Origin of the sequence: Aneurinibacillus sp. Ricciae_BoGa-3 (genome assembly GCF_028421645.1) — a bacterium.
GTDB lineage: Bacteria > Bacillota > Bacilli > Aneurinibacillales > Aneurinibacillaceae > Aneurinibacillus_B.
The window spans coordinates 422,698-447,355 of the sequence record NZ_CP116887.1; the positions used below are offsets into that span (position 1 = coordinate 422,698).

The 24,658-nt window shown below is 44.1% G+C and carries 24 protein-coding genes, 1 pseudogene and 1 riboswitch; of the genes and pseudogenes, 16 read left to right on the plus strand and 9 right to left on the minus strand.

Features of this window, described 5'->3' with window-relative positions; translation table 11 throughout:
• Positions 1-64: 64 nt before the first annotated feature.
• Positions 65-175: riboswitch (TPP riboswitch) on the minus strand.
• Between the two features lie 328 nt (positions 176-503).
• A complete protein-coding gene (locus tag PP175_RS02235; RefSeq protein ID WP_272443156.1) occupies positions 504-1,652 on the plus strand; it encodes an MFS transporter in 1,149 nt (382 codons plus the stop codon).
• Between the two features lie 23 nt (positions 1,653-1,675).
• A complete protein-coding gene (locus PP175_RS02240; protein WP_272441250.1) occupies positions 1,676-2,200 on the plus strand; it encodes a transcription repressor NadR in 525 nt (174 codons plus the stop codon).
• 76 nt (positions 2,201-2,276) lie between these two features.
• On the opposite strand, the gene PP175_RS02245 is transcribed toward PP175_RS02240, so the two are convergent.
• Complete coding sequence (locus tag PP175_RS02245) at positions 2,277-2,639, minus strand: P-II family nitrogen regulator (protein WP_272441251.1); 363 nt, start codon at positions 2,637-2,639, stop codon at positions 2,277-2,279.
• 22 nt (positions 2,640-2,661) lie between these two features.
• A complete protein-coding gene (locus PP175_RS02250; protein ID WP_272441252.1) occupies positions 2,662-3,882 on the minus strand; it encodes an ammonium transporter in 1,221 nt (406 codons plus the stop codon).
• Positions 3,883-4,300: 418 nt separating this feature from the next.
• On the opposite strand from PP175_RS02250, the gene nadC reads away from it, so the two are divergent.
• Genes nadC through PP175_RS02270 form a run of 4 tightly spaced genes read left to right on the plus strand, consistent with a single transcriptional unit; the run spans position 4,301 to position 9,030 of the window.
• A complete protein-coding gene (gene nadC, locus PP175_RS02255) occupies positions 4,301-5,152 on the plus strand; it encodes a carboxylating nicotinate-nucleotide diphosphorylase (protein WP_272441253.1) in 852 nt (283 codons plus the stop codon).
• A gap of 21 nt (positions 5,153-5,173) precedes the next feature.
• Positions 5,174-6,718: an L-aspartate oxidase gene (gene nadB / locus PP175_RS02260; RefSeq protein WP_272441254.1), complete on the plus strand. Its 1,545-nt coding sequence runs from the start codon at positions 5,174-5,176 to the stop codon at positions 6,716-6,718.
• 34 nt (positions 6,719-6,752) lie between these two features.
• Positions 6,753-7,862 carry a quinolinate synthase NadA gene (nadA, locus tag PP175_RS02265; protein ID WP_272441255.1) on the plus strand — a complete coding sequence of 370 codons (1,110 nt, stop codon included), beginning with the start codon at positions 6,753-6,755 and terminating at the stop codon, positions 7,860-7,862.
• A gap of 10 nt (positions 7,863-7,872) precedes the next feature.
• Positions 7,873-9,030: a cysteine desulfurase family protein gene (locus PP175_RS02270; RefSeq protein ID WP_272441256.1), complete on the plus strand. Its 1,158-nt coding sequence runs from the start codon at positions 7,873-7,875 to the stop codon at positions 9,028-9,030.
• A 181-nt stretch (positions 9,031-9,211) separates the two neighbouring features.
• Here PP175_RS02270 and PP175_RS02275 read toward each other — a convergent pair whose 3' ends face one another.
• Positions 9,212-9,640: a CBS domain-containing protein gene (locus PP175_RS02275; RefSeq protein WP_272441257.1), complete on the minus strand. Its 429-nt coding sequence runs from the start codon at positions 9,638-9,640 to the stop codon at positions 9,212-9,214.
• Positions 9,641-9,745: 105 nt separating this feature from the next.
• On the minus strand, positions 9,746-11,125 hold the full coding sequence (purF, locus tag PP175_RS02280) for an amidophosphoribosyltransferase (RefSeq protein ID WP_272441258.1): 1,380 nt from the start codon (positions 11,123-11,125) through the stop codon (positions 9,746-9,748).
• A gap of 181 nt (positions 11,126-11,306) precedes the next feature.
• Here purF and purE point away from each other — a divergent pair, with 181 nt between their 5' ends.
• From purE to bluB, 8 genes and pseudogenes are all read left to right on the plus strand, one after another.
• Positions 11,307-11,792 carry a 5-(carboxyamino)imidazole ribonucleotide mutase gene (purE, locus tag PP175_RS02285; RefSeq protein WP_272443157.1) on the plus strand — a complete coding sequence of 162 codons (486 nt, stop codon included), beginning with the start codon at positions 11,307-11,309 and terminating at the stop codon, positions 11,790-11,792.
• Positions 11,789-12,913: a 5-(carboxyamino)imidazole ribonucleotide synthase gene (gene purK, locus PP175_RS02290; RefSeq protein WP_272441259.1), complete on the plus strand. Its 1,125-nt coding sequence runs from the start codon at positions 11,789-11,791 to the stop codon at positions 12,911-12,913. Before purE ends, purK begins: the two co-directional genes overlap by 4 nt.
• Before the next feature lie 14 nt (positions 12,914-12,927).
• A complete protein-coding gene (purC, locus tag PP175_RS02295; RefSeq protein WP_272441260.1) occupies positions 12,928-13,647 on the plus strand; it encodes a phosphoribosylaminoimidazolesuccinocarboxamide synthase in 720 nt (239 codons plus the stop codon).
• Positions 13,640-13,888, plus strand: coding sequence for a phosphoribosylformylglycinamidine synthase subunit PurS (purS, locus tag PP175_RS02300; RefSeq protein ID WP_272441261.1), 249 nt, complete (start codon positions 13,640-13,642; stop codon positions 13,886-13,888). Before purC ends, purS begins: the two co-directional genes overlap by 8 nt.
• Before the next feature lie 3 nt (positions 13,889-13,891).
• Positions 13,892-14,574, plus strand: a pseudogene (purQ, locus tag PP175_RS02305) (phosphoribosylformylglycinamidine synthase subunit PurQ).
• Positions 14,575-14,620: 46 nt separating this feature from the next.
• Positions 14,621-16,867 carry a phosphoribosylformylglycinamidine synthase subunit PurL gene (gene purL / locus PP175_RS02310; RefSeq protein ID WP_442870444.1) on the plus strand — a complete coding sequence of 749 codons (2,247 nt, stop codon included), beginning with the start codon at positions 14,621-14,623 and terminating at the stop codon, positions 16,865-16,867.
• A gap of 314 nt (positions 16,868-17,181) precedes the next feature.
• Positions 17,182-18,789: a glutamate/serine transporter AimA gene (locus PP175_RS02315; RefSeq protein ID WP_272441263.1), complete on the plus strand. Its 1,608-nt coding sequence runs from the start codon at positions 17,182-17,184 to the stop codon at positions 18,787-18,789.
• 238 nt (positions 18,790-19,027) lie between these two features.
• Positions 19,028-19,729, plus strand: coding sequence for a 5,6-dimethylbenzimidazole synthase (gene bluB, locus PP175_RS02320; protein WP_272441264.1), 702 nt, complete (start codon positions 19,028-19,030; stop codon positions 19,727-19,729).
• 49 nt (positions 19,730-19,778) lie between these two features.
• On the opposite strand, the gene PP175_RS02325 is transcribed toward bluB, so the two are convergent.
• Together PP175_RS02325 and PP175_RS02330 are read right to left on the minus strand one after the other, a co-directional pair.
• Positions 19,779-20,066, minus strand: a complete 288-nt coding sequence (locus PP175_RS02325) for a putative quinol monooxygenase (protein WP_272441265.1) — start codon at positions 20,064-20,066, stop codon at positions 19,779-19,781.
• A 284-nt stretch (positions 20,067-20,350) separates the two neighbouring features.
• Positions 20,351-20,950: a lysozyme family protein gene (locus PP175_RS02330; protein WP_272441266.1), complete on the minus strand. Its 600-nt coding sequence runs from the start codon at positions 20,948-20,950 to the stop codon at positions 20,351-20,353.
• Between the two features lie 208 nt (positions 20,951-21,158).
• Between PP175_RS02330 and PP175_RS02335 the strand changes: the two genes are divergently transcribed.
• Positions 21,159-21,317, plus strand: a complete 159-nt coding sequence (locus PP175_RS02335; RefSeq protein ID WP_272441267.1) for a hypothetical protein — start codon at positions 21,159-21,161, stop codon at positions 21,315-21,317.
• A 50-nt stretch (positions 21,318-21,367) separates the two neighbouring features.
• Here PP175_RS02335 and PP175_RS02340 read toward each other — a convergent pair whose 3' ends face one another.
• The 3 genes from PP175_RS02340 to PP175_RS02350 form a co-directional block, all read right to left on the minus strand.
• Positions 21,368-21,850, minus strand: coding sequence for a stalk domain-containing protein (locus PP175_RS02340; protein WP_272441268.1), 483 nt, complete (start codon positions 21,848-21,850; stop codon positions 21,368-21,370).
• A gap of 196 nt (positions 21,851-22,046) precedes the next feature.
• Positions 22,047-22,310, minus strand: a complete 264-nt coding sequence (locus PP175_RS02345; protein ID WP_272441269.1) for a hypothetical protein — start codon at positions 22,308-22,310, stop codon at positions 22,047-22,049.
• A gap of 138 nt (positions 22,311-22,448) precedes the next feature.
• On the minus strand, positions 22,449-23,573 hold the full coding sequence (locus PP175_RS02350; RefSeq protein ID WP_272441270.1) for a glycosyltransferase family 4 protein: 1,125 nt from the start codon (positions 23,571-23,573) through the stop codon (positions 22,449-22,451).
• Positions 23,574-23,766: 193 nt separating this feature from the next.
• Between PP175_RS02350 and PP175_RS02355 the strand changes: the two genes are divergently transcribed.
• On the plus strand, positions 23,767-24,624 hold the full coding sequence (locus tag PP175_RS02355; protein ID WP_272441271.1) for a patatin-like phospholipase family protein: 858 nt from the start codon (positions 23,767-23,769) through the stop codon (positions 24,622-24,624).
• Positions 24,625-24,658: the final 34 nt, after the last annotated feature.

The following is a 24,658-nucleotide window of genomic DNA, read 5'->3' on the forward strand; positions in this document are numbered from 1 at the left end:
ACACCAAATATAGAAAAAACCGCCATAGGAAATAGGCGGTTTTTACATACAAATGGTGTACAAAATGTAAGTATGTAGGTGATTCCTCCGCTGGCATTATCCAGTTCAGGTTCAACGGTCAATAGCAGAATAGCTATCCTCTCAGCCTGGTTCTCCAAGCTCCCGCATATTTATTTATATCATTAGCGTATTGAATAATGTCTAATTTGTCAAATTAATTTTTGCTTATATCGATTTGCCACTCAGCCAAAGGCAGCAAATTAACTCATCCAGTTGAAACTTAGGTCTAATGCAATATGCGAGAATGTATAGAAATAAGACAAAGGAAAAGAATAAAAAGTGAGAAATCGGGTAGCGGTAAAAGCATACCCTAAGTCTACACAAAAAATAGCTTACAAAAACCTTTTATTCATGTATATTTAGCTGTATATACATCAATTGTGCTAGGGAGTGGACTTATTGTGAAACATAAAAAAATTCTTTTTTCAGTAGGTTTGGGCTGGATGTTCGATGCACTAGATGTTGGCATTGTATCATTTATTGCAGCTGCTTTAGTTAAGGAATGGCATATAACGCCTCAGCAGGTGGGGTTGATTGGCAGTATGAATTCATTAGGAATGGCTGTCGGAGCAGGGGTTGCTGGTGTTTTTGCTGATAAATTGGGGCGAAAACCGATCCTTCTCGCCTCCATATTGCTCTTTGGGGTAGCAAGTGGATTGTCCGCATTTGTCACCGGCTTATCTATCTTTTTGTTACTGCGATTTTTTATTGGCGCGGGGCTTGGGGCTGAGCTACCTATTGCATCCACCTATATTGCAGAAAATGAACCTACGGAATCGAGGGGCCGAGCAGTCGTACTTTTGGAAAGTTTTTGGGCGGTGGGGTGGATTCTGTCCGCGCTTCTTGCGTATTTTGTTATTCCCCATTATGGATGGCGAACTGTGCTTATCATTTGCGCAATTCCTGCACTCTACACGGTATTTCTTCGTTCTTCATTGCCAGAGACAAAAAAGAATACGAGCAGAACTTCTTTTCAACAATCGATGGGCAGGATATGGTCCAAGCCATATTTTAGAACAACAAGTATGCTGTGGGTACTATGGTTTTGTGTCGTATTCTCCTACTATGGCATGTTTTTATGGCTTCCTACTGTGATGGTCCTAAAGGGATACTCACTGATCAAAAGTTTTCAATACCTCCTCATTATGACTCTGGCCCAACTTCCCGGTTATTTTAGTGCCGCCTGGCTCGTAGAACGGATAGGAAGAAAATTTGTATTGGTCACTTACTTGATTGGGACCGCTGTAAGTGCCTGGGCGTTTGGCGCAGCACATTCGTTGTCCGGCCTCGTGGCAGCAGGGATTTTCCTCTCCTTTTTCAATTTAGGAGCCTGGGGGGCCATGTATGCTTATACACCGGAACACTATCCGGATTCCATTCGGGCAACTGGTACTGGTTTTGCAGCTGCTGTTGGACGCATAGGAGGTATTTTGGGGCCCTTATTTGTAGGGTTCGCCGTATCCAACCATTTCTCGTTCAGCCAAATTTTTGGTTTGTTCCTGGCTGTAACGTTAATTGGTGCCGTTAGTGTTGTGTTTTGGGGGCCGGAGACAAAGGGTGTTCCTCTTGATTCTGAAGTAACCCTTAGGTAGGATAGGTTTCAGGAGGGCTTCAAATGAATGATTATACCGAACGGCAAAATCGAGTGTTAACCGAATTGGAATCAACGGATGGGGCAGTTTCTGGTTCAGAATTAGCAGATCGCTGCAAGGTTACGCGGCAGGTGGTAGTCCATGATATCGCAATCCTGCGTGCTAAAGGAGAACCCATTGTTTCTACCCCCCGGGGATATATGTATCTTAAGAATAACGCTGCTCTAACGAGGAAACAGCATGTGTTGTCTGTGTACCACCCTCCTGAATTGGTTGGCCGGGAGTTAGAAATACTCGTTGATTATGGATTTCGTATAAAGGATGTTGTAGTGGAACACCCATTATATGGTGAATTACGCGGATCGCTGCTTCTCTCTTCAAGGCGGGATGTTGAATTTTTCCTGCAAAAAGCCTCCCCTTCTAATGGAACGCTGTTGTCCAACTTAACTGGAGGTTACCATTTGCATACAATTGAATCTGATTCCTTGGACCATTTACCAGATGCGATTGCGGAATTGAGAAAGAATGGAATTCAGGTGTTTGATTGAATTATTTAGTTGAGCTGGAAAAGGGTAAAAGGGGAGGTAAGATACCTCCCCTTAAGTCTATTCGGTAGAAGTTATTCTAGTTCGTATTTTGCAGTGCGTCGTAACCTTCTTCACCGGTACGTATCTTAATGGCATTGGCGATTTCGTATACAAAAATTTTGCCGTCGCCCGGCTGCCCGGAATTTAACACCTTTCGTGCTGTATCAATTACTTGCTGTACGGGAACCTTGCAAACGACGATTTCAACCTTTATCCGTTCATACATGTTTACATCCAACTTCTTGCCCCGGTAAGTTTCGGTATACCCTTTTTGAAAACCCGCACCAAGAGCGTGGGTTACTGTAATTCCACTCACACCGATTTGGGCCAGGGCTTGTTTTAACTCTTCAAATTTTGTTGGACGTGCAATAATTTCAATTTTTGTCAGCACTTCGCTCATAGGATCACCCTTTTAGGAAAAATTATGATTCGTGATACGCTCTTTCTCCATGCAGTGTAATATCTAATCCGAGAGATTCTTCCTGTTCATTTGCCCGGACTGGAATGAAGACTTTTACCACTTTAATAAGTATATAGGATACTATCCCAACAAATAGATATGTTGCAACAATCGCAACCAGTTGCTTTAAGACTAAGCTTGGGTCTCCATAAAATAATCCATCTGCCCCGGCTGAATTGACGGATTTTGTGGCAAACAAACCGGTGGCAATTCCCCCCCATGTTCCGCCGATTCCATGCAATCCAAACGCATCAAGAGCATCATCATACCCAAATTTTTCCTTAACCCAGAAAACTCCACAATAACAAATTGAACCTCCAAGGAATCCAATAAGAATAGAGGCAGGCGGCGTAACAAATCCCGCAGCAGGTGTGATTGCCACAAGGCCCGCAACTGCACCGGATATGGCCCCAAGCATGGTCGGTTTTTTATGGACCAGCCATTCAATTAATAACCAGCCAATGATTCCGGCAGCTGCTGCTGTATTCGTATTGATAAATGCGTACATAGCCACTTCATTAAGGGTTAAGGCACTTCCGACATTAAAGCCAAACCATCCCAACCAGACTAAGGATCCTCCTAATATGGTAAGCGGCAGGTTGTGAGGAGTCGTTGAGACGGCATCTTTTCTTTTCCCAAGAACGATCGCAAGCACCAGTCCGGTAACTCCAGATGAAATATGCACGACGTTTCCTCCGGCAAAATCAACTGCTCCGAGATTACGAATCCATCCTCCAACACCCCAAACCCAGTGGGCTACAGGAGAGTACACCAAAATTGACCATAAGGTCGTGAAGATAACAAAAGCGGTAAAACGCATACGCTCTACGAAGGCCCCCGAAATTAGAGCTGCGGTTAAAATGGCAAAGGTTAGCTCGTACATCATAAATAAATTATGGGGAATCGTTGCACTGTATTCATTATTAGGTTTAAAGGTTACGCCTTTTAATCCCGCCCAATCTAGACCCCCGATAAATGGATTTCCGTGTAAAGAAAACGCTAGCGAGTAACCAAATAAAATCCAGATAATAGAAACGATTGCAATTGATCCAAAGCTGTACATCGCCGTGCTTAACACGTTTTTACTTTTTACCATGCCACCGTAGAATAGTGCAATTCCTGGTGTCATAATCCAAACGAGAGCTGTGCACAAAAACATAAATACTGAATCGGCCATTACCATGTTTATCCCCTCTGCGAAATTATTGTGTTATATTTCATTACATGAGTAGTTACTAAACCTATCATATATTTTAAGATCTATAGATTCAACGGAAAATTTTGATAATGAATAATCTGTCATAATACGTTTAGTATGTAACAAACGTAATTAAACTTTAACATTTTAATAAAAAAATCATTTTCTTTAAAAAATGATGTTAGAAAACCCGACATAAATTGGACTTCTGAATTTAATACTCATGTTTAAAACTCCCATCAGATGGAATGAGAGTAATGGTTCCGAACGCAGAATGCTTATGTTGAATTCAACTCTTGTGTAAAAAATCACAAAAGGTTAGACCTTTTACACGAATAGTTGTATACTACTGTGTATATACACATGTATATATAGTTGTGTTAGTTTAAGGGGGGTTTTCACAGTGTTTCTTACAGACCAAATTTATTCTCTTATACGAATGGCTTTGCAAGAAGACATTGGTAGAGGAGATTATACGACCAACCTTCTTATAGATGAGACCGCAAATGCTACTGCGAATGTATATGTCAAAGAGCCTTGTTGTGTGGCAGGGTTGCCGTTAATTGATTTTGTTTTTAAAGAGTTAGATCCTAACGTTCAAGTGAAACAAATGGTGGAGGATGGCTTTATGGCCGAACAGAAAACTCTGGTATGTGTGTTGTCCGGCCCTGCACGTTCGATCTTAACAGGGGAGAGGACGGCCCTGAATTTTCTTGGCCGTCTAACAGGGATTGCAACAAAAACAAGAGAAGCCGCGGATAAGCTAGCAGGAACCCGAACAAAACTGCTTGATACCCGAAAGACCACACCAGGATGGCGCGGCCTGGAAAAATATGCAGTAAGCATGGGCGGAGGCTACAATCATCGCTTCGGATTGGATGACATGGTGATGATTAAGGATAATCATGTGTTGCTGGCCGGCGGCATTTCAAACGCAATTGAACGTGTAAGAAAGGGAGTTCCTTTGTCTACAAAAATCGAGATTGAAGTGGATACCCTGGAACAATTAAAGGTAGCACTTGATTATACTGTTGATTTGATTCTACTCGATAACATGGATTGCGAAACGATGGCTCAAGCGGTTGAAATGACAGCGGGCAAAGTACCGTTAGAAGCCTCAGGCAATATGACGCTGGAGCGATTAGCTGATGTTGCGCGTACAGGCGTAGATTATATTTCAATGGGCGCGTTGACCCATTCGGCGGTAAGTATTGACGTTGGATTGGATATTGTTTTTGAAGTTCCCGGTAAATAGATGTTAAATGGGAGGCGCAGCATGTGTACTACAGAGTTTGATTTTGTGATCATTGGCAGTGGGCTTGCCGGAAGCACAGCCGCTTACCTCCTGGCCCAGTTTGGCAGCGTAGCCGTTGTTTCCAAGGAATCTCCGACAAAGAGTAATTCGTGGGCCGCACAGGGCGGGATTGCAGCCGCTATGGATAAATCGGATAATCCCCATTTACATTTGGCCGATACATTAGCCGCCGGTGACGGGTTATCCAATGCAGCAGCTGTGCAAGCCATTGTGCACCGCGCGCCAAAACTGATGCACTGGTTGATGGAGCTTGGCGTTACATTTGACCACAATGACACAGGGCAATTGTCTTTAGGACTTGAGGGCGCGCATAGCAGACATCGAATACTTCATGCGGGAGGAGATGCTACGGGTGCAAATGTGCTCAAAGTTATCACGGAACAAATCAACCAGCACCCAAATATTCAAAGGTTCTCTCCAGCCCGTGTTTCCTCCTTATATCTTAATCAAGGAAAGGTGCTTGGAGCCTCTGTTCAGCTGGATACGCAGGAACAGCTTTTGATAGGGCGAAGAGCCACAGTTCTTGCGACCGGTGGAGCGGGACAGTTATTTGAATATACGACAAATCCAGTCGGGGCAACGGGTGAAGGCATTGCGCTTGCGTATGAGGCAGGGGCTTATGTGCGAAATTTGGAATTCATTCAATTTCATCCGACTGCTTTGCAGATGGAGGCAAATCCGCGTTTTCTCATCTCTGAGGCCGTGCGAGGCGCGGGTGCGCATTTAATCAATGAAACCGGGAAACAGATTATGAGCGATCACCCACAGGGCGACCTAGCGCCCCGGGACCAGGTAGCCCGGTGTATCTATGAGCAGCAGCAGGCCGGCCATCGAATATTTCTTGATGCATCCAAAATCACTGGATTCCACAGTAAATTCCCAACCATTTATCAGGGCTGCTTAAAACATGGGGTAGATCCCTTACAAATGCCTATTCCCGTAACACCCGCAGCCCACTTCATTATGGGAGGGGTAGTGGCAGATGTAACCGGCAAGACGAATGTACCTGGCCTTTACGCAATTGGTGAAGTCGCGAGTACGGGCATTCACGGAGCAAACCGGCTTGCGAGTAATTCTTTACTGGAATGTATTGTGATGGCTCATGAACTCGCCGAACATTTGCAGCAAAGCAGTCACTTGTCCGAACAAGCAGGCAGTTCTTACGTTGATTCGGATATACAGAAATTTGAATCCATCGATAGTGAGATGCTGAGACAGATTCAATCGGTCATGTGGAAATCCGCAGGAATCGTGCGGGACAAAGCGATGCTGCAATGGGGGCTGGGACAGCTGGAGGCGATGAATCAGATTAATCCCCGTGCAGCTGCGATGCAGACAGCCATGCTCATTCTGCAATCCGCTCTGCTTCGTGAGGAAAGCCGCGGCGCTCACTATCGGGCGGACTTTCCAGCGCACGATCCGTCCTTTGAGAAGCTCGACACATTTATTTGTAAAAAAGCAAATACACGGCTTTCTATCATAAACAGCAGTAAAAAATACGCTTAAGCGATCATTGAATACCACCATCGGAGGGATTTACATGGGTTATATGATGTCTGACCATATCCAGACCGGTCTGCCTGCAGAGTATATGAATCTAAAGGAAAATGAATGGTATGGGAGAATCCTGCAGGCTAAAAAACAGCTTGGACAAGATTTATTAATTGTTGGCCACCATTATCAACGGGATGATGTCATCCAGTTTGCCGATTTCACTGGAGACTCATTTAAGCTCGCGCGGCTTGCAGAAAAGGCTGAACAGGCAAAATTTATTGTGTTTTGCGGTGTCCATTTTATGGCCGAGACAGCGGATATTTTAACAAGCTCAGCGCAGAAGGTTATACTTCCAGATTTAAACGCAGGCTGTTCCATGGCTGATATGGCAGATATGGAACAGGTTGAAGATTGCTGGACAGAGGTAACGGATTTGTTTGGAGGAACCACCATTCCGATCACGTATGTAAACTCTGCTGCCAATTTGAAGGCTTTTTGCGGAGCTAATGGAGGAGCTGTGTGTACGTCATCGAATGCGAAGAAGATGTTAACCTGGGCCTTTGAGCAGGGAGAACGAATCCTGTTCTTCCCTGATGAATTTTTGGGACGTAATACAGCAACAGCGCTGGAAATCCCTGACCAACAAATGGTTGTATACAACCAGGCAAGCCAGACTTTCGAATGGCTGCCCGGACAAAAACCAGAGGATGTGAAAGTTATTCTTTGGAAAGGTTTTTGTTCCGTACATCAACGTTTTCATATGTCCCATGTTGACTCATTGCGCAAACAATATCCGACTATTAAGGTGCTGGTACACCCAGAATGTTCCCACGAGGTCGTAAACGCAGCCGACCTAAGCGGTTCTACAGAGTTTATTATTTCTCAGGTCGAAGCCGCGCCGCCTGATACCATTTGGGCGATTGGCACAGAAATCAATTTAGTCAGTCGGCTTGCAAAGGCACATCCTGAACAGCGAATTTTGTCACTGAATCCTATCGTCTGTCCTTGTTCTACCATGTATAGAATATCACCGCAGCATTTGCTGTGGGTGTTGGAAACCATCTTGAAGGGTGAGGTAGTCAACCAGATTACGGTTTCAGAAAAGATTGCCCACCATGCTAGAATCGCATTGAATCGTATGCTGCAAATTGCCTGAGGGGGGATAAATGTTGGACCATACGACTTATCTTGATTACTGTTCAACCACTCCTCTGCGACAGGAAGCTCTGGTAGCGATGATGGACAGTTTTGCGTGTGAATTCGGCAATCCATCTAGCCTGCATGAGCGGGGGCGTTCAGCGAAGAAGCGGTTAGAATCCGCGCGAGAAATGGTCGCATCTGCCATTGGCGCACAACCGAAGGAAATTTTCTTTACTGCCAGTGGAACCGAAGCAAACAATCTGGCCATCTTGGGTATGTTAAAGAGACTCAAACAAAGTCCTAAACATGTTATCACTACCCAGATTGAACATCCTTCAGTACTCGAATGTTTCCGTGAGCTACAAAGAAAGGGAACAGAGGTCACTTATCTGCCGGTATCGCATGAAGGTGTGGTTCGCCTGGAAGATTTACAATATGCCTTGCGGAATGAGACTTGTCTGGTTTCGATAATGATGGCCAACAATGAAGTAGGAACGCTCCAGCCTGTAGCTGAGGCCGCGGCGTTATGCAAACAGCATAAGATTACATTCCATACGGATGCCGTCCAAGCTGTTGGCAAAGTTCCCGTGAATGTACGAGATCTTGGGGTGGATATGCTAAGTTTTTCCCCGCATAAAATGTATGGGCCAAAAGGGGTGGGCGTGCTCTATGTTAATCGCCACACACGAGTAAAGCCCATTTTGTTTGGTGGGGGGCAAGAGCGTGGATTGCGATCAGCAACAGAGAATGTGCCCGCAATCGATGGTTCTGCTGTAGCAGTGCGTTTAGCGATAGATGAAATGGCTTCTGAAATGGTTAGGTTGCGCGATTTGCGCGATAAACTGCTTTCGCGGCTTATTCACAATGTTCCTGAAATCATCATCACCAGCGGTAATGCACATACGCTTCCACATGTGCTGAATATTTGTGTTGCGGATGTCCTGGGAGAAGCACTGTTATTGAATTTGGATCGGATGGGATTTCATGTTTCAGCCGGTTCAGCTTGCTCATCCGCAAACGCTGAACCTTCTCACGTACTGGTTGCGATGCAGGTGGACCCCCGTTATATACATGGATCTGTGCGAATCAGCCTGGGCCGCAATACAACGGAAACGGACATTCACCGATTTGCAGATGCATTTCACACGGTAGTGGCGGAATTGCGAACCATGATAACGGTGTGAATTTTTAGATGATGACGTGCCTTGAGCGACTTTTTAGAAAGGACCTCTGCTCCCGAAACATCCAAGAAAGACATCGTGAGGCGCATGTCCGCACCTTTCTTTCCCCCTGTGGAGCGTATGGAACAGAGCTGGCCCACGATGTTTTTCTCATTGATGTTTAATAAAAGGCATGGACGGAAAATTAATGGTGCGGCACGTCCGGCTCAGAAATTCCTGAAAGCGCTCGCCCTGCTTCGTCTTCATGAATGGAGACAACAGCCATATCGCCGATCGCGACAATACCGGATAGACGGCCGTTTTCCACGATCGGCAGCCGGCGGATTTGATGTTCTCCCATTAACCTTGCCGCCTCATGCGCATCCATATCAGGGGTGGCTGTGATCATATCTGTAGTTATACACTTTTGTGCAGTAGTCGCTCTAATATCATCACCCTCAGCTACACAGCGGAGTACGATATCACGGTCTGTAACGACTCCAACCAATTTGTTGCCTTCCACAACCGGTATAATCCCCACATCTTCCTTCCACATAATTTTGGCCACCTGGACCAGTGAATCCTGCGGTGAACAGGTTTGAACCTCAGTTGTCATAATGTCACGTAATTTCATTTGAATTCCCTCCTGTTTCTTACAAGATAGCTGCAGGAAAATCCCGCATTTTAGGATTCACGTCAGTTTCCATCATTATACGGAGCGTTCCCTAGGCTGTGGAGACTATTTTAGATACAATTGGGTAGGATAAGCACCGCTAAAACAAGCGATACAGCGATTTGGAACTTCGGACATGTCAACGTCTACCGCCTGCAACAGTCCCGCGCTGCTTAGAAAAGCCAATGAATCCGCCCCGATAAGATGTTCCATTCTTTCCGTCTCTGTAATTTTGTGCGCAAATAATTCTTGTTTTGTCGGCATATCAATTCCATAAAAACAAGGGTTTCGAACCATCGGGGAACTAATCCGCACATGGACTTCCTTCGCTCCCGCTTGCCTGATAAGCTGTACAATTCGTTTGCTGGTTGTCCCTCTTACAATCGAATCGTCAACCAGAATGGCCCTTTTTCCTTCCAATACATCCCGGACAGCACTCAATTTAAGGCGTACAGCCAGTTCGCGCAGCTCTTGGGTTGGTTCAATAAATGAGCGGCCGACGTATGGATTTTTAATAAGCCCCATTTCGTAAGGGATTCCAGATCGCTCTGCATATCCGATAGCCGCCGGCAAACTGGATTCGGGAACCCCGATAACAACATCAGCGTCCGCCGGATGCTCTTGCGCAAGGATTTGCCCGAGTTCTTTGCGGGTAGCTAAAACGCTTTTCCCTTGAATTCTGCTGTCTGGCCGGGCAAAATAAACAAATTCAAATGAACATAGTGACTGTTTTTCCTGGGATGCAAACCGCCCTGTTTGTATTCCATTTTCATCGATAACAAGCCATTCCCCCGGTTCCACGTCACGCCAAAACTTTGCATCGATCGCGTCCAGTGCACACGTTTCTGAAGCAGCCACAAACGAATCGCCTATTTTTCCAAGGGTAAGAGGACGTAAGCCGTGTCTGTCCAATGCCACTACCATTTTCTTTTCAGTCATCATCAGCAGAGCAAAGGCTCCCTCAATACGTTGTAGAATAGCGGGTGCTGCTTGTTCCATATACTTTTTGGCTGAACGGGCAAGCAGATGGGCAATAATCTCCGTATCCGTTGTCGTTTGAAAGATGCTTCCTTGTTCCTGAAGGATTTTTCGTTCAAAGTTCGCATTCACCAGATTTCCGTTATGAGCAATAGCGAGATCGCCCTCACGATATTTGAAAACAAGCGGTTGGGCATTGCGCAATAAACTTTCACCTGTAGTGGAATACCGGACGTGCCCGATCGCTCTATTTCCTTTTAGTTGGTCAAGAATTTCCCGTGAGAATACTTTTGTAACTAATCCCATTCCTCGATGATAATTGAACCTTTCACCATCGCTAGCTACAATACCGGCACTTTCCTGGCCGCGGTGCTGCAGCGCATGTAGCCCGTAATAGGTTAAATCGGCCGCCTTAGGGTGATTGAATATACCAAATACCCCACATTCTTCCGCTATCTCTGAAAACACAATATCCCTCCGCTCTTTATACTTTTTTGTCCTATTCTTTACCCGAAAAAAGAATTTATCAATTTGTCCTAACTTTTTTGGCCAAATTCTATAAGTATAAATGGAGTGAGTAGCAAATCCTAATTTAAGAATTAACTAAGTAGGGAGCGAGGTAAGTAAACAGTTAAGGAAGTGTTCAATGATGCAAACCAGGGTTGCGGTTATTATGGGCAGTACGTCGGATTGGGAAACGATGAAAGAAACATGTATTGTGCTCGATGAATTACAAATTGGCTATGAGAAACAAGTGGTTTCTGCTCATAGAACGCCGGATTTGATGTTTCAATTCGCAGAATGTGCTAAAGAAAGAGGACTTGAGGTGATTATTGCAGGTGCAGGGGGCGCTGCCCATCTGCCAGGCATGGTGGCTGCAAAAACTGAATTACCGGTTATTGGTGTGCCCATAAAGTCTTCTGCTTTGAGCGGCCTGGATTCATTGCTTTCTATTGTGCAAATGCCAGGTGGAATCCCGGTCGCCACCGTTGCAATTGGAAAAGCCGGAGCCATCAATGCGGGATTATTGGCAGCGCAAATCCTGGGGATTAAATATACCGAAATACAGCAGAGAGTTATACAACGCAGGGAAAAAATTCGCATGAGTGTAATGGAGGGAGGGGATTTGAAGTGAAATTGATTAGGCCAGGGGCCACTATCGGAATCTTAGGTGGCGGACAGTTAGGAAGAATGTTGATACTTGCCGGGCGGAAAATGGGCTATCGTTTTGTTGTACTGGATCCAACTGATGATTCTCCAAGCGGGCAAGTAGCGGACAGTCAAATTACCGCCTCCTTTTCTGATGTAAATGCAGCTAAACAACTGGCGAGTTTATCCGATGTGGTCACATACGAATTCGAGAATGTGGACGCAGAAGTCGCTGCCCAGTTGGAAAGTAATGCATTTGTTCCTCAGGGTAGTGGGCTCCTAAAGATCACGCAGCACAGGGTTAGAGAAAAAACTACCCTCGAGTCAATGGATATACAGGTAGCTCCTTTTCGAATTATCACAACAGAGCAGGATTTGCGAACCGCAGTTGCGGCTTTAGGGGTACCCTGTGTAATGAAAACAGCCACTGGTGGATACGATGGAAAGGGCCAGTGGGTAATTCGCGATGAACAGCAGATCCCTTCCGCTTTTGCACAGGCGCAACAGACAGGGCTCGAATTGATCGTCGAACAATTTATCTCTTTCGACAAAGAGCTATCGGTCGTTGTGGCCAGGAATTTACAAGGGGAGGTAAAAGCCTTTCCGGTAGGTGAGAATATACATGTTGAAAATATTTTGCATCAAACACTCGTTCCAGCGAGAATTAGCCAAGAACAAGCAGAGAAGGCAGAAAAAATGGCTTTGCAAGTGGCTGAAGCTCTAAAAGTTGTAGGGTTGATTGCTGTTGAAATGTTTCTTACTAAGGATGGGGATATTTTTGTAAACGAATTAGCTCCAAGGCCGCATAATTCTGGCCATTATACGATGGAGGCTTGTATAACATCCCAATTTGAACAGCATATTCGGGCTGTGTGCGGTTTGCCACTGGGCGACACCTCCGTGTTAACCCCGGTAGTTATGGTTAATATCTTGGGTGAGCATCTTGATTCCGTAATGAGTAAAATCGACGAGCTGCCTTCCACGGCTAAGCTCCATTTATACGGTAAAGCCGAGAGCCGAAAAAAACGTAAGATGGGTCACGTAAATTTTTTATCTTCTTCTGTTGAGCAAGCAATTGAACAAATTCAACAGATGGGAATATGGTGAGGGGGAAAATAAGCATGGAAAAACGTGAACAGCTGTATGAAGGCAAAGCGAAAAAAGTGTATAGAACTTCCGAACCCGGTTTTTTTTGGCTGGAATATAAAGACGATGCTACTGCTTTTAACGGTGCCAAAAAAGCAGAAATCACAGGCAAAGGTGCTCTAAATAACCAAATAAGCGCTATTTTTTTAAGCCTGCTTAAGCAAAAGGGTATCGAAAATCATTTTGTGAAGACGGTTTCGGACACGGAGCAAATTGTTCGTGAAGTTACGATTGTTCCGCTCGAAGTTGTCACCCGAAATATTGCTGCCGGTTCTCTGGCCAAACGATTAGGCTGGGAAGAAGGAACCCCGCTTTCTAAACCTATCGTGGAATGGTATTACAAAAACGATGAGTTAGGTGATCCGATTTTGAATGATGATCATGTAGCGGTTCTTAATATAGCAGTCAGAGAAGAACTGAATCACATAAAGGAAATAAGTCTAAGAGTAAACGATGTTCTCAAGGAGTACCTTGCGGGCCGAAAGGTAATCCTGGTCGATTTTAAACTGGAATTTGGGAAAACACCGGAAGGGCAGCTTATCTTGGCTGATGAAATCTCTCCAGATACCTGTCGTTTTTGGGACGCTAATACAATGGAGAAACTTGATAAAGACCGTTTCCGCAGAGATTTAGGAAATGTAGAAGAGGCCTATCGGGAAATACTGCGTCGTTTGGGAGGGCAAGAAAATGTTTAAAGCAACCGTATACGTTACGTTAAAGGAAAGCGTCTTAGATCCTCAGGGAAACGCGGTCCGTGAGTCCCTGCATTCCTTAGGCTTTGATGAGGTGGGAGAGGTACGGATTGGCAAGTACATGAATTTACAGATTGATGCTGACAAAGAAGAAACCGCGCGCGAGCGGATTGAAGAAATGTGTAAGAAACTTCTTGCCAATACTGTCATTGAAGAATACCGTCTCGAAATGAAAGGAGTGTAGGTGATGAAATTTGCTGTCCTTATGTTTCCTGGCTCCAATTGTGATATAGATATGTATAAAGCGATAGAGGATTGCCTAGCCGAACCGGTGGAGTATGTATGGAATACGGAAACCGATCTCTTAAAGTATGATGCTCTTCTCTTGCCCGGGGGTTTTCTTACGGGGACTATCTTCGGCCTGGTGCGCTGGCCAGCTTAACGCCGGTTATGGGACAGGTGAAAAGCATGGCCGAACAAGGCAAATTAATTTTAGGAGTTTGCAATGGGTTTCAAATCTTAACCGAGGCAGGCCTCCTTCCAGGCGCTCTTCGCAGGAATATCAGTTTGAAATTTCAATGCAAAATGGTTGATTTAAAGGTAGAAAACAATCAAACGCCCTTTACTTTGGAGTACACAGAAGGAGAATGGATAAAAATTCCCATTGCCCATGGTGACGGGAATTATTACTGCGATAACGAAACGCTTCAACAGCTCGAAAAGAATAGTCAAATTGTTTTTCGCTATGAAGGATTAAACCCGAATGGTTCCATTAAGGAAATAGCAGGCATTGTTAATAAAGAAGGAAATGTTCTGGGAATGATGCCCCATCCTGAACGGGCTATTCATCAATGGTTAGGTTCTACGGATGGCAGGCGGATGTTTACATCAATTTTAAGGTATTGGAGGCAGCGCAACGGTGCAGCATAAAGAACCCACTCCTCAGGAGATAAAGGAACAAAAAATCTACCGGCAAATGGGCCTAACAGACGAGGAATATGAAAGGGCTGTGAAAACGCTTGGCAGACATCCGAATTACACGGAAACTGGAGTCTTCAGTGTAATGTGGTCCGAGCATTGCAGCTATAAGAACTCCAAGGAAGTGCTCCGCCGTTTTCCAACGAAAGGTCCCCGAGTGCTTCAGGGACCTGGAGAAGGTGCAGGCGTAGTGGATATTGGAGATAATCAGGCGGTTGTGTTTAAGATTGAAAGCCATAACCACCCTTCTGCGATCGAACCTTATCAGGGGGCGGCTACAGGTGTCGGGGGGATCATTCGTGACGTCTTTTCAATGGGAGCGCGGCCTATCGCTCTGCTAAATTCCTTGCGATTTGGGGAACTAAATAATCTTCGGACTAAGTACTTATTTGAAAACGTAGTAGCAGGAATTGCAGGTTATGGAAATTGCATAGGCATTCCTACAGTAGGCGGGGAAGTATACTTTGATCCTTCCTATGAAGGAAATCCGCTGGTGAACGCTATGTGTGTAGGACTGATAAAGCATGATCAAATACAAAAAGGGGTTGCAAAAGGGATTGGAAATCCCGTGATCTACATAGGAGCCGCTACGGGCAGAGACGGAATTCATGGGGCTACATTTGCCTCGGAAGAACTAAGTGAGGAATCTGAAGCAAAACGTCCGGCTGTTCAAGTGGGAGATCCCTTCATGGAGAAACTTTTGCTTGAAGCAACGCTGGAACTGATTGCTTCAGGATATGTGGAAGGCATTCAGGATATGGGAGCGGCTGGTTTAACGAGCTCTAGTTCGGAGATGGCGAGCAAGGCTGGAAATGGGATTGAACTCAATCTTGATCGGCTTCCCCAACGTGAAAAGGGAATGTCAGCGTACGAGATGATGCTGTCAGAATCACAGGAACGAATGCTCGTTGTCGTGCGGCAAGGAAAGGAACAAGAAGTGAAAAAAATCTTTGACAAATGGGGGCTTCACTCAGCTGTCATTGGAAAAGTCACAGCTGGGCCTATGCTTCGTGTTACTCATAAGGGGAAGGTCGCAGCAGAAATTCCAGTGGACAAGTTGGCAGCTGATGCTCCTGTGTACTGCAAGCCTTCGAAGGTTGCTTCCTATTATGATGAATTCGCCGCCATTGATGCCACCGAATTACCTGAAGCAGAAGATTATAACAGAACGCTTCTAAATTTGCTTGGAACCCACACAATAGCCAGTAAGGAATGGGTTTTCAATCAATACGATTATATGGTGCGCACAAATACATCAGTATGCCCGGGCTCCGATGCTGCCGTAATTAGAATCAGGGATACACGAAAAGCATTGGCCATGGTTACGGATTGCAATGCGCGCTATGTTTATTTAGACCCTTACCAGGGAGGAGCCATTGCGGTCGCTGAGGCGGCCCGAAATGTGATTTGCTCCGGTGCAGAACCTTTAGCTGTTACGGATAACTTGAATTTTGGAAGCCCTGAAAAACCTGAAATCTTTTGGCAGTTTGAACAGGCTGTAGATGGTATGAGCGAAGCCTGCCGAAAGCTAAATACACCCGTTATCGGTGGTAATGTAAGCTTTTACAATGAAATCAATGGTGTCGCCATTTATCCTACACCGACTGTAGGTATGGTCGGCCTGATAGAGGATGTTGACCATATCACAACACAGGGTTTTAAAAATGAAGGTGACCGGATTTATCTGGTTGGCAGAACAAAGTCAGATGTAGGTGGATCAGAATATCAAAAGCTGACTCTTGGTAAAATCCAAGGACGTCCACCTCAGATAGATCTAGACGAGGAATATCGGATTCAGCGGTTTGTATTGGACGCAATCCGAGCGGGGATGGTAACATCCGCTCACGATTTATCGGAAGGAGGCGTAGCGGTTGCGCTTGCGGAAAGCTGCATTGCCGGAAGCGTAGGCGCAGAGATAACCCTATCAACCAACCTTCGCCCTGACATTTATTTATTTAGCGAATCGCAATCCCGGATACTACTAACGATACCTGCAAACCTTGCAAATCAACTAACGGAAATGGCGAAATCACAGGGGATTTTTATTGTTGAGTTAGGGGCTGTCGGAAAAGAACAATTGATTATCCGCGTAAATGGAGCAGAGATCATCCAACAACCTGTAACGATTTTAGAGAAAGTGTGGAAAACGGCCATTCCAAAGGTTATGGAGAGGTCCGAGAGTGGTAATGATCAACCGCTAAGTGGAGAAAGGCCTCTTAGTCCTGAACGCACCGACAGTATTTGAGCAGAGTACGAATGAAACCAATCGCTCGATTGCTGCAAGGAAAATTGAATATTCAACTATTTATTGCCACCATGGGAGATATGATGACATCAAATAGCGTTTAAATGGCTTGATCAAGTCTTACCCATGGCTACGAAATCAGTGAAAAAAAAGCATTAATTCCGACAAATCATCAGTTCACGGGTGCAGCGCCTGGCTTTTATTATGAAACCTTGTAAAAGTTGGGATTCCAATATGGTACTGGTGCTGTAAACAAAAGAAACGTATAATGTTTACATGTAAACTTTCTTAACATCAAAAAAGGAGGGAACGTTGTGAAGAACCTGCACCGAAATATTGGAACATTTGCACTGACGATGACTGGTCTTGGCTCCATCATTGGCTCAGGTTGGCTGTTTGGTGCCTGGAAAGCGGCCAAAATAGCCGGACCTGCTTCTATATGGGCCTGGGTGATTGGCATGGTTGTTATCTTGTTTATTGCACTGACTTATGCTGAACTTGGGACTATGTTTCCCGAAGCAGGCGGGATGGTCCGCTACGCCCAATACTCTCATGGATCATTTGTTGGGTTTATTGCAGGGTGGGCGAACTGGATTGCTATTGTCTCTGTTATTCCTGTAGAAGCAGTGGCCTCTATCCAGTATATGAGTTCATGGCCGTGGGCATGGGCCAAGTGGACACACGGTTTATCAGCGAACGGCCAGCTTACCCTTCCAGGGCTATTGCTTGCTGCCTTGCTTGTTATTATTTATTTTCTACTAAACTATTGGACTGTTAAGCTATTCGCCCGGGTGAACACGCTAATTACTGTGTTTAAATTTATCATTCCAGGGGCTACTATTCTTGGTCTAGTGCTAACCGGGTTTCATTCCAGCAACTTCACAAGCGGACAAGGCTTTGCTCCATACGGATGGGCAAACGTGCTGACTGCTGTGGCGACATCCGGTATTGTTTTTGCGTTCAACGGGTTTCAAAGCCCGATTAATATGGCGGGAGAAGCGCGCACACCTAGCCGTTCGATACCCATTGCGGTTATTGGATCCGTTTTGATTGCGGCAGTAATATATGTCTGCCTGCAAATCGCTTATATCGGATCGGTGCCATCTGATGTTCTTGCACACGGATGGTCCCACATAAATTTTAATTCGCCATTTGCAGACCTGGCTCTGGCCCTCAACTTAAACTGGCTTGCGATCCTGCTGTATGTGGACGCGTTTGTATCACCATCTGGCACTGGAACTACTTATACTGCTACAACAGCGCGAATGATTTATGGACTTGAGCAAAACGGCCACTTTCCAAAAATCTTTGGGCACATTCATCCACTATATGGCGTTCCTCGTCCAGCAATGTGGTTTAACCTGTTGGTTTGTTTTCTTTTCCTTTTCATATTCAGAGGCTGGGGAGCGCTCGCGGAAATCATTTCGGTAGCCACCGTTATCTCGTATGTTACGGGACCGGTTTCCGTCATGGCACTCCGTAAATCGGCAGCAAACTTTCACAGGCCTCTTCGTTTGAAAGGAATGGCTGCTATTGCGCCTGTGGGATTTGTTTTTGCTTCGTTAATTCTCTATTGGGCTCGCTGGCCGCTAACAGGGCAAGTCATGATTATTATGCTTATTGGCCTGCCGATATATCTGTACTTCGAGGGAAAACGTGGGTGGAATAATTTTGGCAGTCAGTTTAAAGCTGGTGTGTGGTTTATCACCTATCTGTTGTTTATGACAATCATATCATATATTGGAAGCAATAAATTTGGCGGTATCAATGTGCTGCCATATGGGGTAGATATGATCGTTATTGCCGTTTTATCATTGCTGTTCTATGCTTGGGGTGTAAAGAGCGGGTGGCAGTCTGAATACCTTGGCAATGCGGAAGTTGTGAACACGAGTCTAAGAAAAGCGAGTGAAACAGATAGGTAAAGACAACTGACAAGAAGGCAAAGCTAACTTCATGCAGCTCATGTATAGCTAATTCGACAGATTTTTGTTATGATGCGATTAAAGATGTTATAAACTATAAATTTTAAATTTATATACAAAATGATCTACGTGCCCTTGTGAACTAGTAAACGGGTAAAAGGAATGACACTAACCCCGATCTGAAGAGATTGGGGTTTTAACATATGTTTTTAATTTTCGAGTCAACGGAGGGGACAACATGTTTTCTGAAATGGAAAAGGCAGCCGTTTATAAAGCCATATACAATAGGAGGGATATTCGAAGTTTTTTACCTTACGCGATTCCTGAAGAGACTATTAATAAAATATTAGATGCTGCTCATCACGCACCCTCGGTCGGATTTATGCAACCATGGAACTTCATTGTGATTTCCTCGACTGAAATTAAGGAACGTCTTGCCTGGGCCGCTGATAAAGAAAGAAGGGCGTTGGCCATTCATTACGAAGGGGAAAAGGAAAGTAAGTTCCTTCGTTTAAAAGTTGAAGGTTTGAAAGAAGCGCCCATCACGTTTTGTGTCACATGCGACCCTTCCAGAGGCGGCTCGCATGTTTTAGGCCGTAATTCCATTCCCGAAACAGATATTCTTTCAACCGCTTGTGCCATTCAAAATATGTGGTTAGCGGCTTACTCTGAAGGATTAGCCATGGGCTGGGTTAGTTTTTACAAAAAAAATGACATCCGTGACATATTAGAAATTCCACCGCATATTGATCCCATTGCGCTCATTTCGATTGGTTACACGGATAATTATCCTGAAAAACCGTTGTTAGAATTGGCGAATTGGGAAAAAAGAAGGACATTAAATCAACTTATTTTTGGTGATAAATGGAACTCACCATGGAATGGGGCAGAAGACACAATGCAACAAACCCCTGAATACCAACCGCCTACGCCTGACTAGTATTTAGGGGTTTAAAGGCACAAACATCCAGCATTCGTGTGTCCGTGTTTTAATTGATGGTTTTCATCTTATACACTTCTCTGGTTGAAACGAAGTCTTTGATGTTGTTTCGGTATTCTTGATAATGGCTGGACCCAGCATGACGATCTAATGCTTCGTTGTCTTTCCATACTTCATATAGAACGAATGTATCGTCTTCAACAGACTGGTTGAGGTTGTACTCTATACAACCAATTTCTTCCCTGGATGCCAATTGAACTTTTTTGAGTTCGGATAACAATTGGTCTTGGAAGCCTTCTTTTGGCTTTAAAATGGCTGTGATAATGATTGGTTTCATTTCTGCTCCTTTTTCTTGTATCAGATTGCTTTTTTAGATTCTAACTAAAAAAGCTGGTATCTCATAATGCTATCAGTATATTATACCAATTCGTTTACTTTTTCCAATAATGATACTTTACCCAACTTGGGTGGATGATCGGTTTTCTCCCAAGTATCAATGTTATTCCGTTTCATTTCTTAATTTTATGTATATCAATGGAAATAATAAAACGCAAATAGCCGGCAATGTACCGTGTAATACAGTATCATGCTGGCTATTTGCCGATAGGGGACAAAGAGTAGTCAGGTTTTTGTCTGGGATAAATGCGTGTTTGTTCTGTTATAATACCGGAATACATGTTCAACATAATCGATATCGCCATAAGTTTTCCAACTGTACTTTTTTGCCATTATCTGCGAGAAGGCTACTGCATTTTGCTTTGAATAGCCCCCATGATCTTTTGCGTATTGGATAAATCCTATACCAAAATTATACGATTGAGTTGCTAGCTTTAAGTCGCCGTCAGCTAGCTTTAGAACAGTAGCGAAGTGCCGTACACCTGTTTCGATGCTTTGTTCGGGATTGGTAATGGTGTTGGGCGGCAATCCTAAACTTTCACTGGCCTGCATCGGATCACCGCCCTGGCCACCGGATTCCTGCATCATTTGAGCCAATAGGAATTGTTCATAGCTGCTCACTCCATACTTCACTGCAAATTTATGGAGTACAGGTTGGTAACGAAGAACCGCAGCGTTGATCGTTGCTTTACCCTGTTCATTATTCAAGAAATTAGGTTTTTGCAAGGCCGCCAAAAAAAGAAGGACAACCGCGATTGAAAAAATAAAAAAGAGGAATATTCCCTTTTGCAGATTCGTTATAAAGCGTTTCTTTTTAAATTTCACTTAAATACACCCTTTGGAATGTGATTATTCTTGTTTGTCTGGTAGATATCCCGTGGATGGTGGACGGCATTTATATATTAGCGCTGGTTGATAGACAAAAGTACATAGATAACATCGTCTAACTTAGCTATGAATTTTAGGGGAGAATAGTGAAAAATCAATGAAATGTAAGCATTTTTTCAGTGGCGCCGTGCAGTAGGGGGAGTGTGTGGGTATTGTTGATTCAATAGGTGGTGGAAAACAATTATATTGCTATTTTAGCAGAAAATCAGGAGGCAGAGAAGGATTTTTACAGCAGCCAGAAAAAAGTGAGTCTCCAACAATGGCTAGCCTGTCCATTGCCGGAGACGGTCAATTTACTAATTGAAGACGAACATAATATAAGGTATATGTGAATACTCCGTAAGATAAGTTACATCAGAGCGTATTGTTATAACTATTAGAGTATGAGTGTACAGTTGATAGATGAATAATTTTATTTTGCAAGTCTACTTCGTTACTGGCCGTGAATGCATCAATGAGCAGTTGCCCCTGGACCATAAGGTTTCCGTTCACTATAAAGGGCGCTTGTTGTGTCATAGTGTTGTCGTTGTCCCATCTGGCGATGTTATCCCCAACTTTAAGCCTTAGCGTGGTGTGATTTTTTATTGCGGTTAATGTATTTGTTTTTGGATCCCACGATAGTCTTGCCCTCAAGGCTACTAATACGGACCTCGCCGGAAACATTACGATACCTTTATTTGTTAGAACAACCGGATGGCGCAGGCTCACCGGTCGACCATCAACATTAATCTGAATGGATGTTTTCATATAGGAGGCTTGTACAGTTTTAGCAAACGAAATAACGGGAACGAATAATACAAGCATAACAACAACTAAAAATGCCATCATCTTTTGCATGTGAACAACTCCCATCGAATTCTTGTTATTCTATATTTAATCAGCTTTTGTTAATAATAGAACTGACCAGAATAAAAAGGTCAACAAGTTGGAACAGCATCGTTTCATGCAAGGAGACAAGATGAACTTCGGGTTCATGCCGAGTGAAGCTTTGATAGGCCGGGACAATAAAGATCCGAGCCTATCAAAGCTTAAATTAATGATTTGCAGAAGTCATACCAGGACCAACAGCAAGAATTTTTCTGATTCTAATCTTAGCTAACACCATCTCTTTCAAATCTTTACTACTTGTACTGACTTTAACTGGATCAGTTGCATCTACCCGCAGTGTAACAATATCTCTGCCTACTTCCTCCAAGGTGCCCTCCACCTGAATACCTTCAAGAAAGATGAGAACACGCTCTCCCTGTAGACGCTTCAACTCACCCCTAATTCCATCTTCATAACGCCTTGCCGCCATAGTTTTGTCCTCCTTTCCATAAGCGTTACTATATGTTATGTCGTCAAAGGCAAATTGAAAGGATGCGAAAGGGTCATTTCATCAATATTTTTTTCAATTACAAAAGCGGTCTCCTGATCATCAAGGGACCGCATATCCTTAGAGTGGCGCCGAACGCTGATTGATGAAATTAGTATAAAAGAGAAGATATCGATTTGCTGTCGTGTCCCAGTCAAATTTCTGCAAAACCACATCTCTTCCTTTTTTAGCAAATGAATCAGCAAGTTGGGGACAAGCGATAATTTTTAGGATGGCTCTGGCAAAGGCGTGAGGATTTTCATAATCGTCGATTAATATACCGCTGTTTTCATCGATAATTTCAGGTATCCCTCCGCGCCTGGAAGCGATAACAGGAAGCTCACACGCCATCGCTTCCACGTTTACCAAGCCAAACGCTTCCGGTAACTGGGTGGGACAAACAAAACAGTGTGCGAGCCAGTACATGCGATGGATATCTGAGGGTTTTACTGCATTCCAGAATTCAACAGGAACTTTTGCCTGCCGTGCCTCGATTTTCAACTGTTTCTTATACTTTTTGTTGATGGAAGGCCCTACAACAATCAGTCGTATAAAAGGGTACTGTTTCCTAACATTAGCAACCGCGCTAATCAGAATGTGAATACCTTTACCGGGCACAATTCGGCCTGTATAAAGCACATTAAATGCATAGTTTGAAAAATACCTGGACAATAATTTATTTTTTTCTTCTGGAGTAGGAGGAGTAAAACGCTCGGTATCCACTCCAAGGTAAATGCAATGAAATTTATTGGCATAATGGGGAAATTGTTGAATATAATATTCCTTGATGAAGTTGCTGTTGCAAATAACGGCATCTGTTGTCTGTAACACAAGGTCTTGATCACTTGTACTTAATTTGTTTAGGAATGTAAGGGAATGAAGAACCAGAATGATCGGTGTATTGGGCAGCTCTTTACGAAGTTCAAGAACATACCCGGGGCGGTTCTCCACTTGGATACAATCAAAATTATGCTCATGGGCGTAACTAATTGCCTTTTGTAAATAATTAGTTTTCCCGTTAATTCTAACAATGGTGAGGTTCCCTTCCGACGAAACTTCTGGTAGTTTTTTAGATTTTCTGCTGAAAACAGTGATATTGTGGCAGTTTGCTGTCCGCTTGGTTATCTGGTAAATAGAAATTTCAACCGAGCTTCCAGAAGAAGCAGAAACCGTATAGACGGGAGGAGCAATAATGAAGATATTCAACTAATCACGTCCTAACCTCGTGACCATAATCTTTGGTTCCTTTCGCATTATTACTTTTCTGTTAGCATATGAAGCATGTTGATTCTTTGAAAGGGATAGATGTCCAAACCGTGCGGAACTTTAAGGAATACTTGGCTCTTCTTTGGCAAATAATTTAATGACAAATTATTTACCTGGGCGAGGGATTTATAATATGACAAAAGTCGGTATTGCTTTAGGTGGGGGCGGGGTAGTAGGATGTGCGCACCTGGGTGCATTGCAGGCACTCAAAGAGTCGGGAATTGAAATACACTCTATAGCGGGGACAAGCTCAGGCGCCGTTGTCGCCGCCTTATATGGCTATGGCTATTCACCTGAACAATTAATTGAATTGATACCATCACTATCAAAGAGGTTCCTTGATTTCGACTACTGGAACTTCTTTAAAAGGCTGCTCATCCGCGATGTAAAAGTACGGGGATTGATCAAAGGCAGAAAACTTCATCATTTTGTTTCGCGCTTAACCCATGATTGCGGGATGTCTGAATTGAAATTGCCTGTGGCACTGCTTTCGGCAGATTTAATGCAGGGGAGACAAATGATTCTTTCCTCCCGCCCTTTAGTCACTCCCTGTCAGGGTGCAGAAATGATTACCAATATGAGTGTAGCGGATGCCGTTCTAGCCAGTGTATCCATCCCAGCTCTCTTTAAACCGGTTATTCACCAGGGAAGGTTTCTAGTAGACGGGGGCATCATCGATAATTGTCCGATTGCTGCTGTGAAAGCGCTTGGCGCAGACAAAGTGATTGCTGTCAATTTAGTGTGTGTGGAACCTGTTAAAACATCATTCGATTCCTTATTATCTATCGTATCCCGCGCTGTTAGCATGAATCTTGCGTCTCAGGCAAAGCAGTTAATGACTAAGGCAGATATTATTTTGCAGCCAGAAGCCAGCGCGATCGGTATATTGGATTTTTCAAAAATAACGGACTGCGTAACGTCGGGTTATGAATACACCCGCCGAAGGATAAACGAGATAAAGGATGCCCTTGGCAACGAGTATGCATTGTAGCATCTCCCCTGGCACCCTTTATCTAACTTTATTT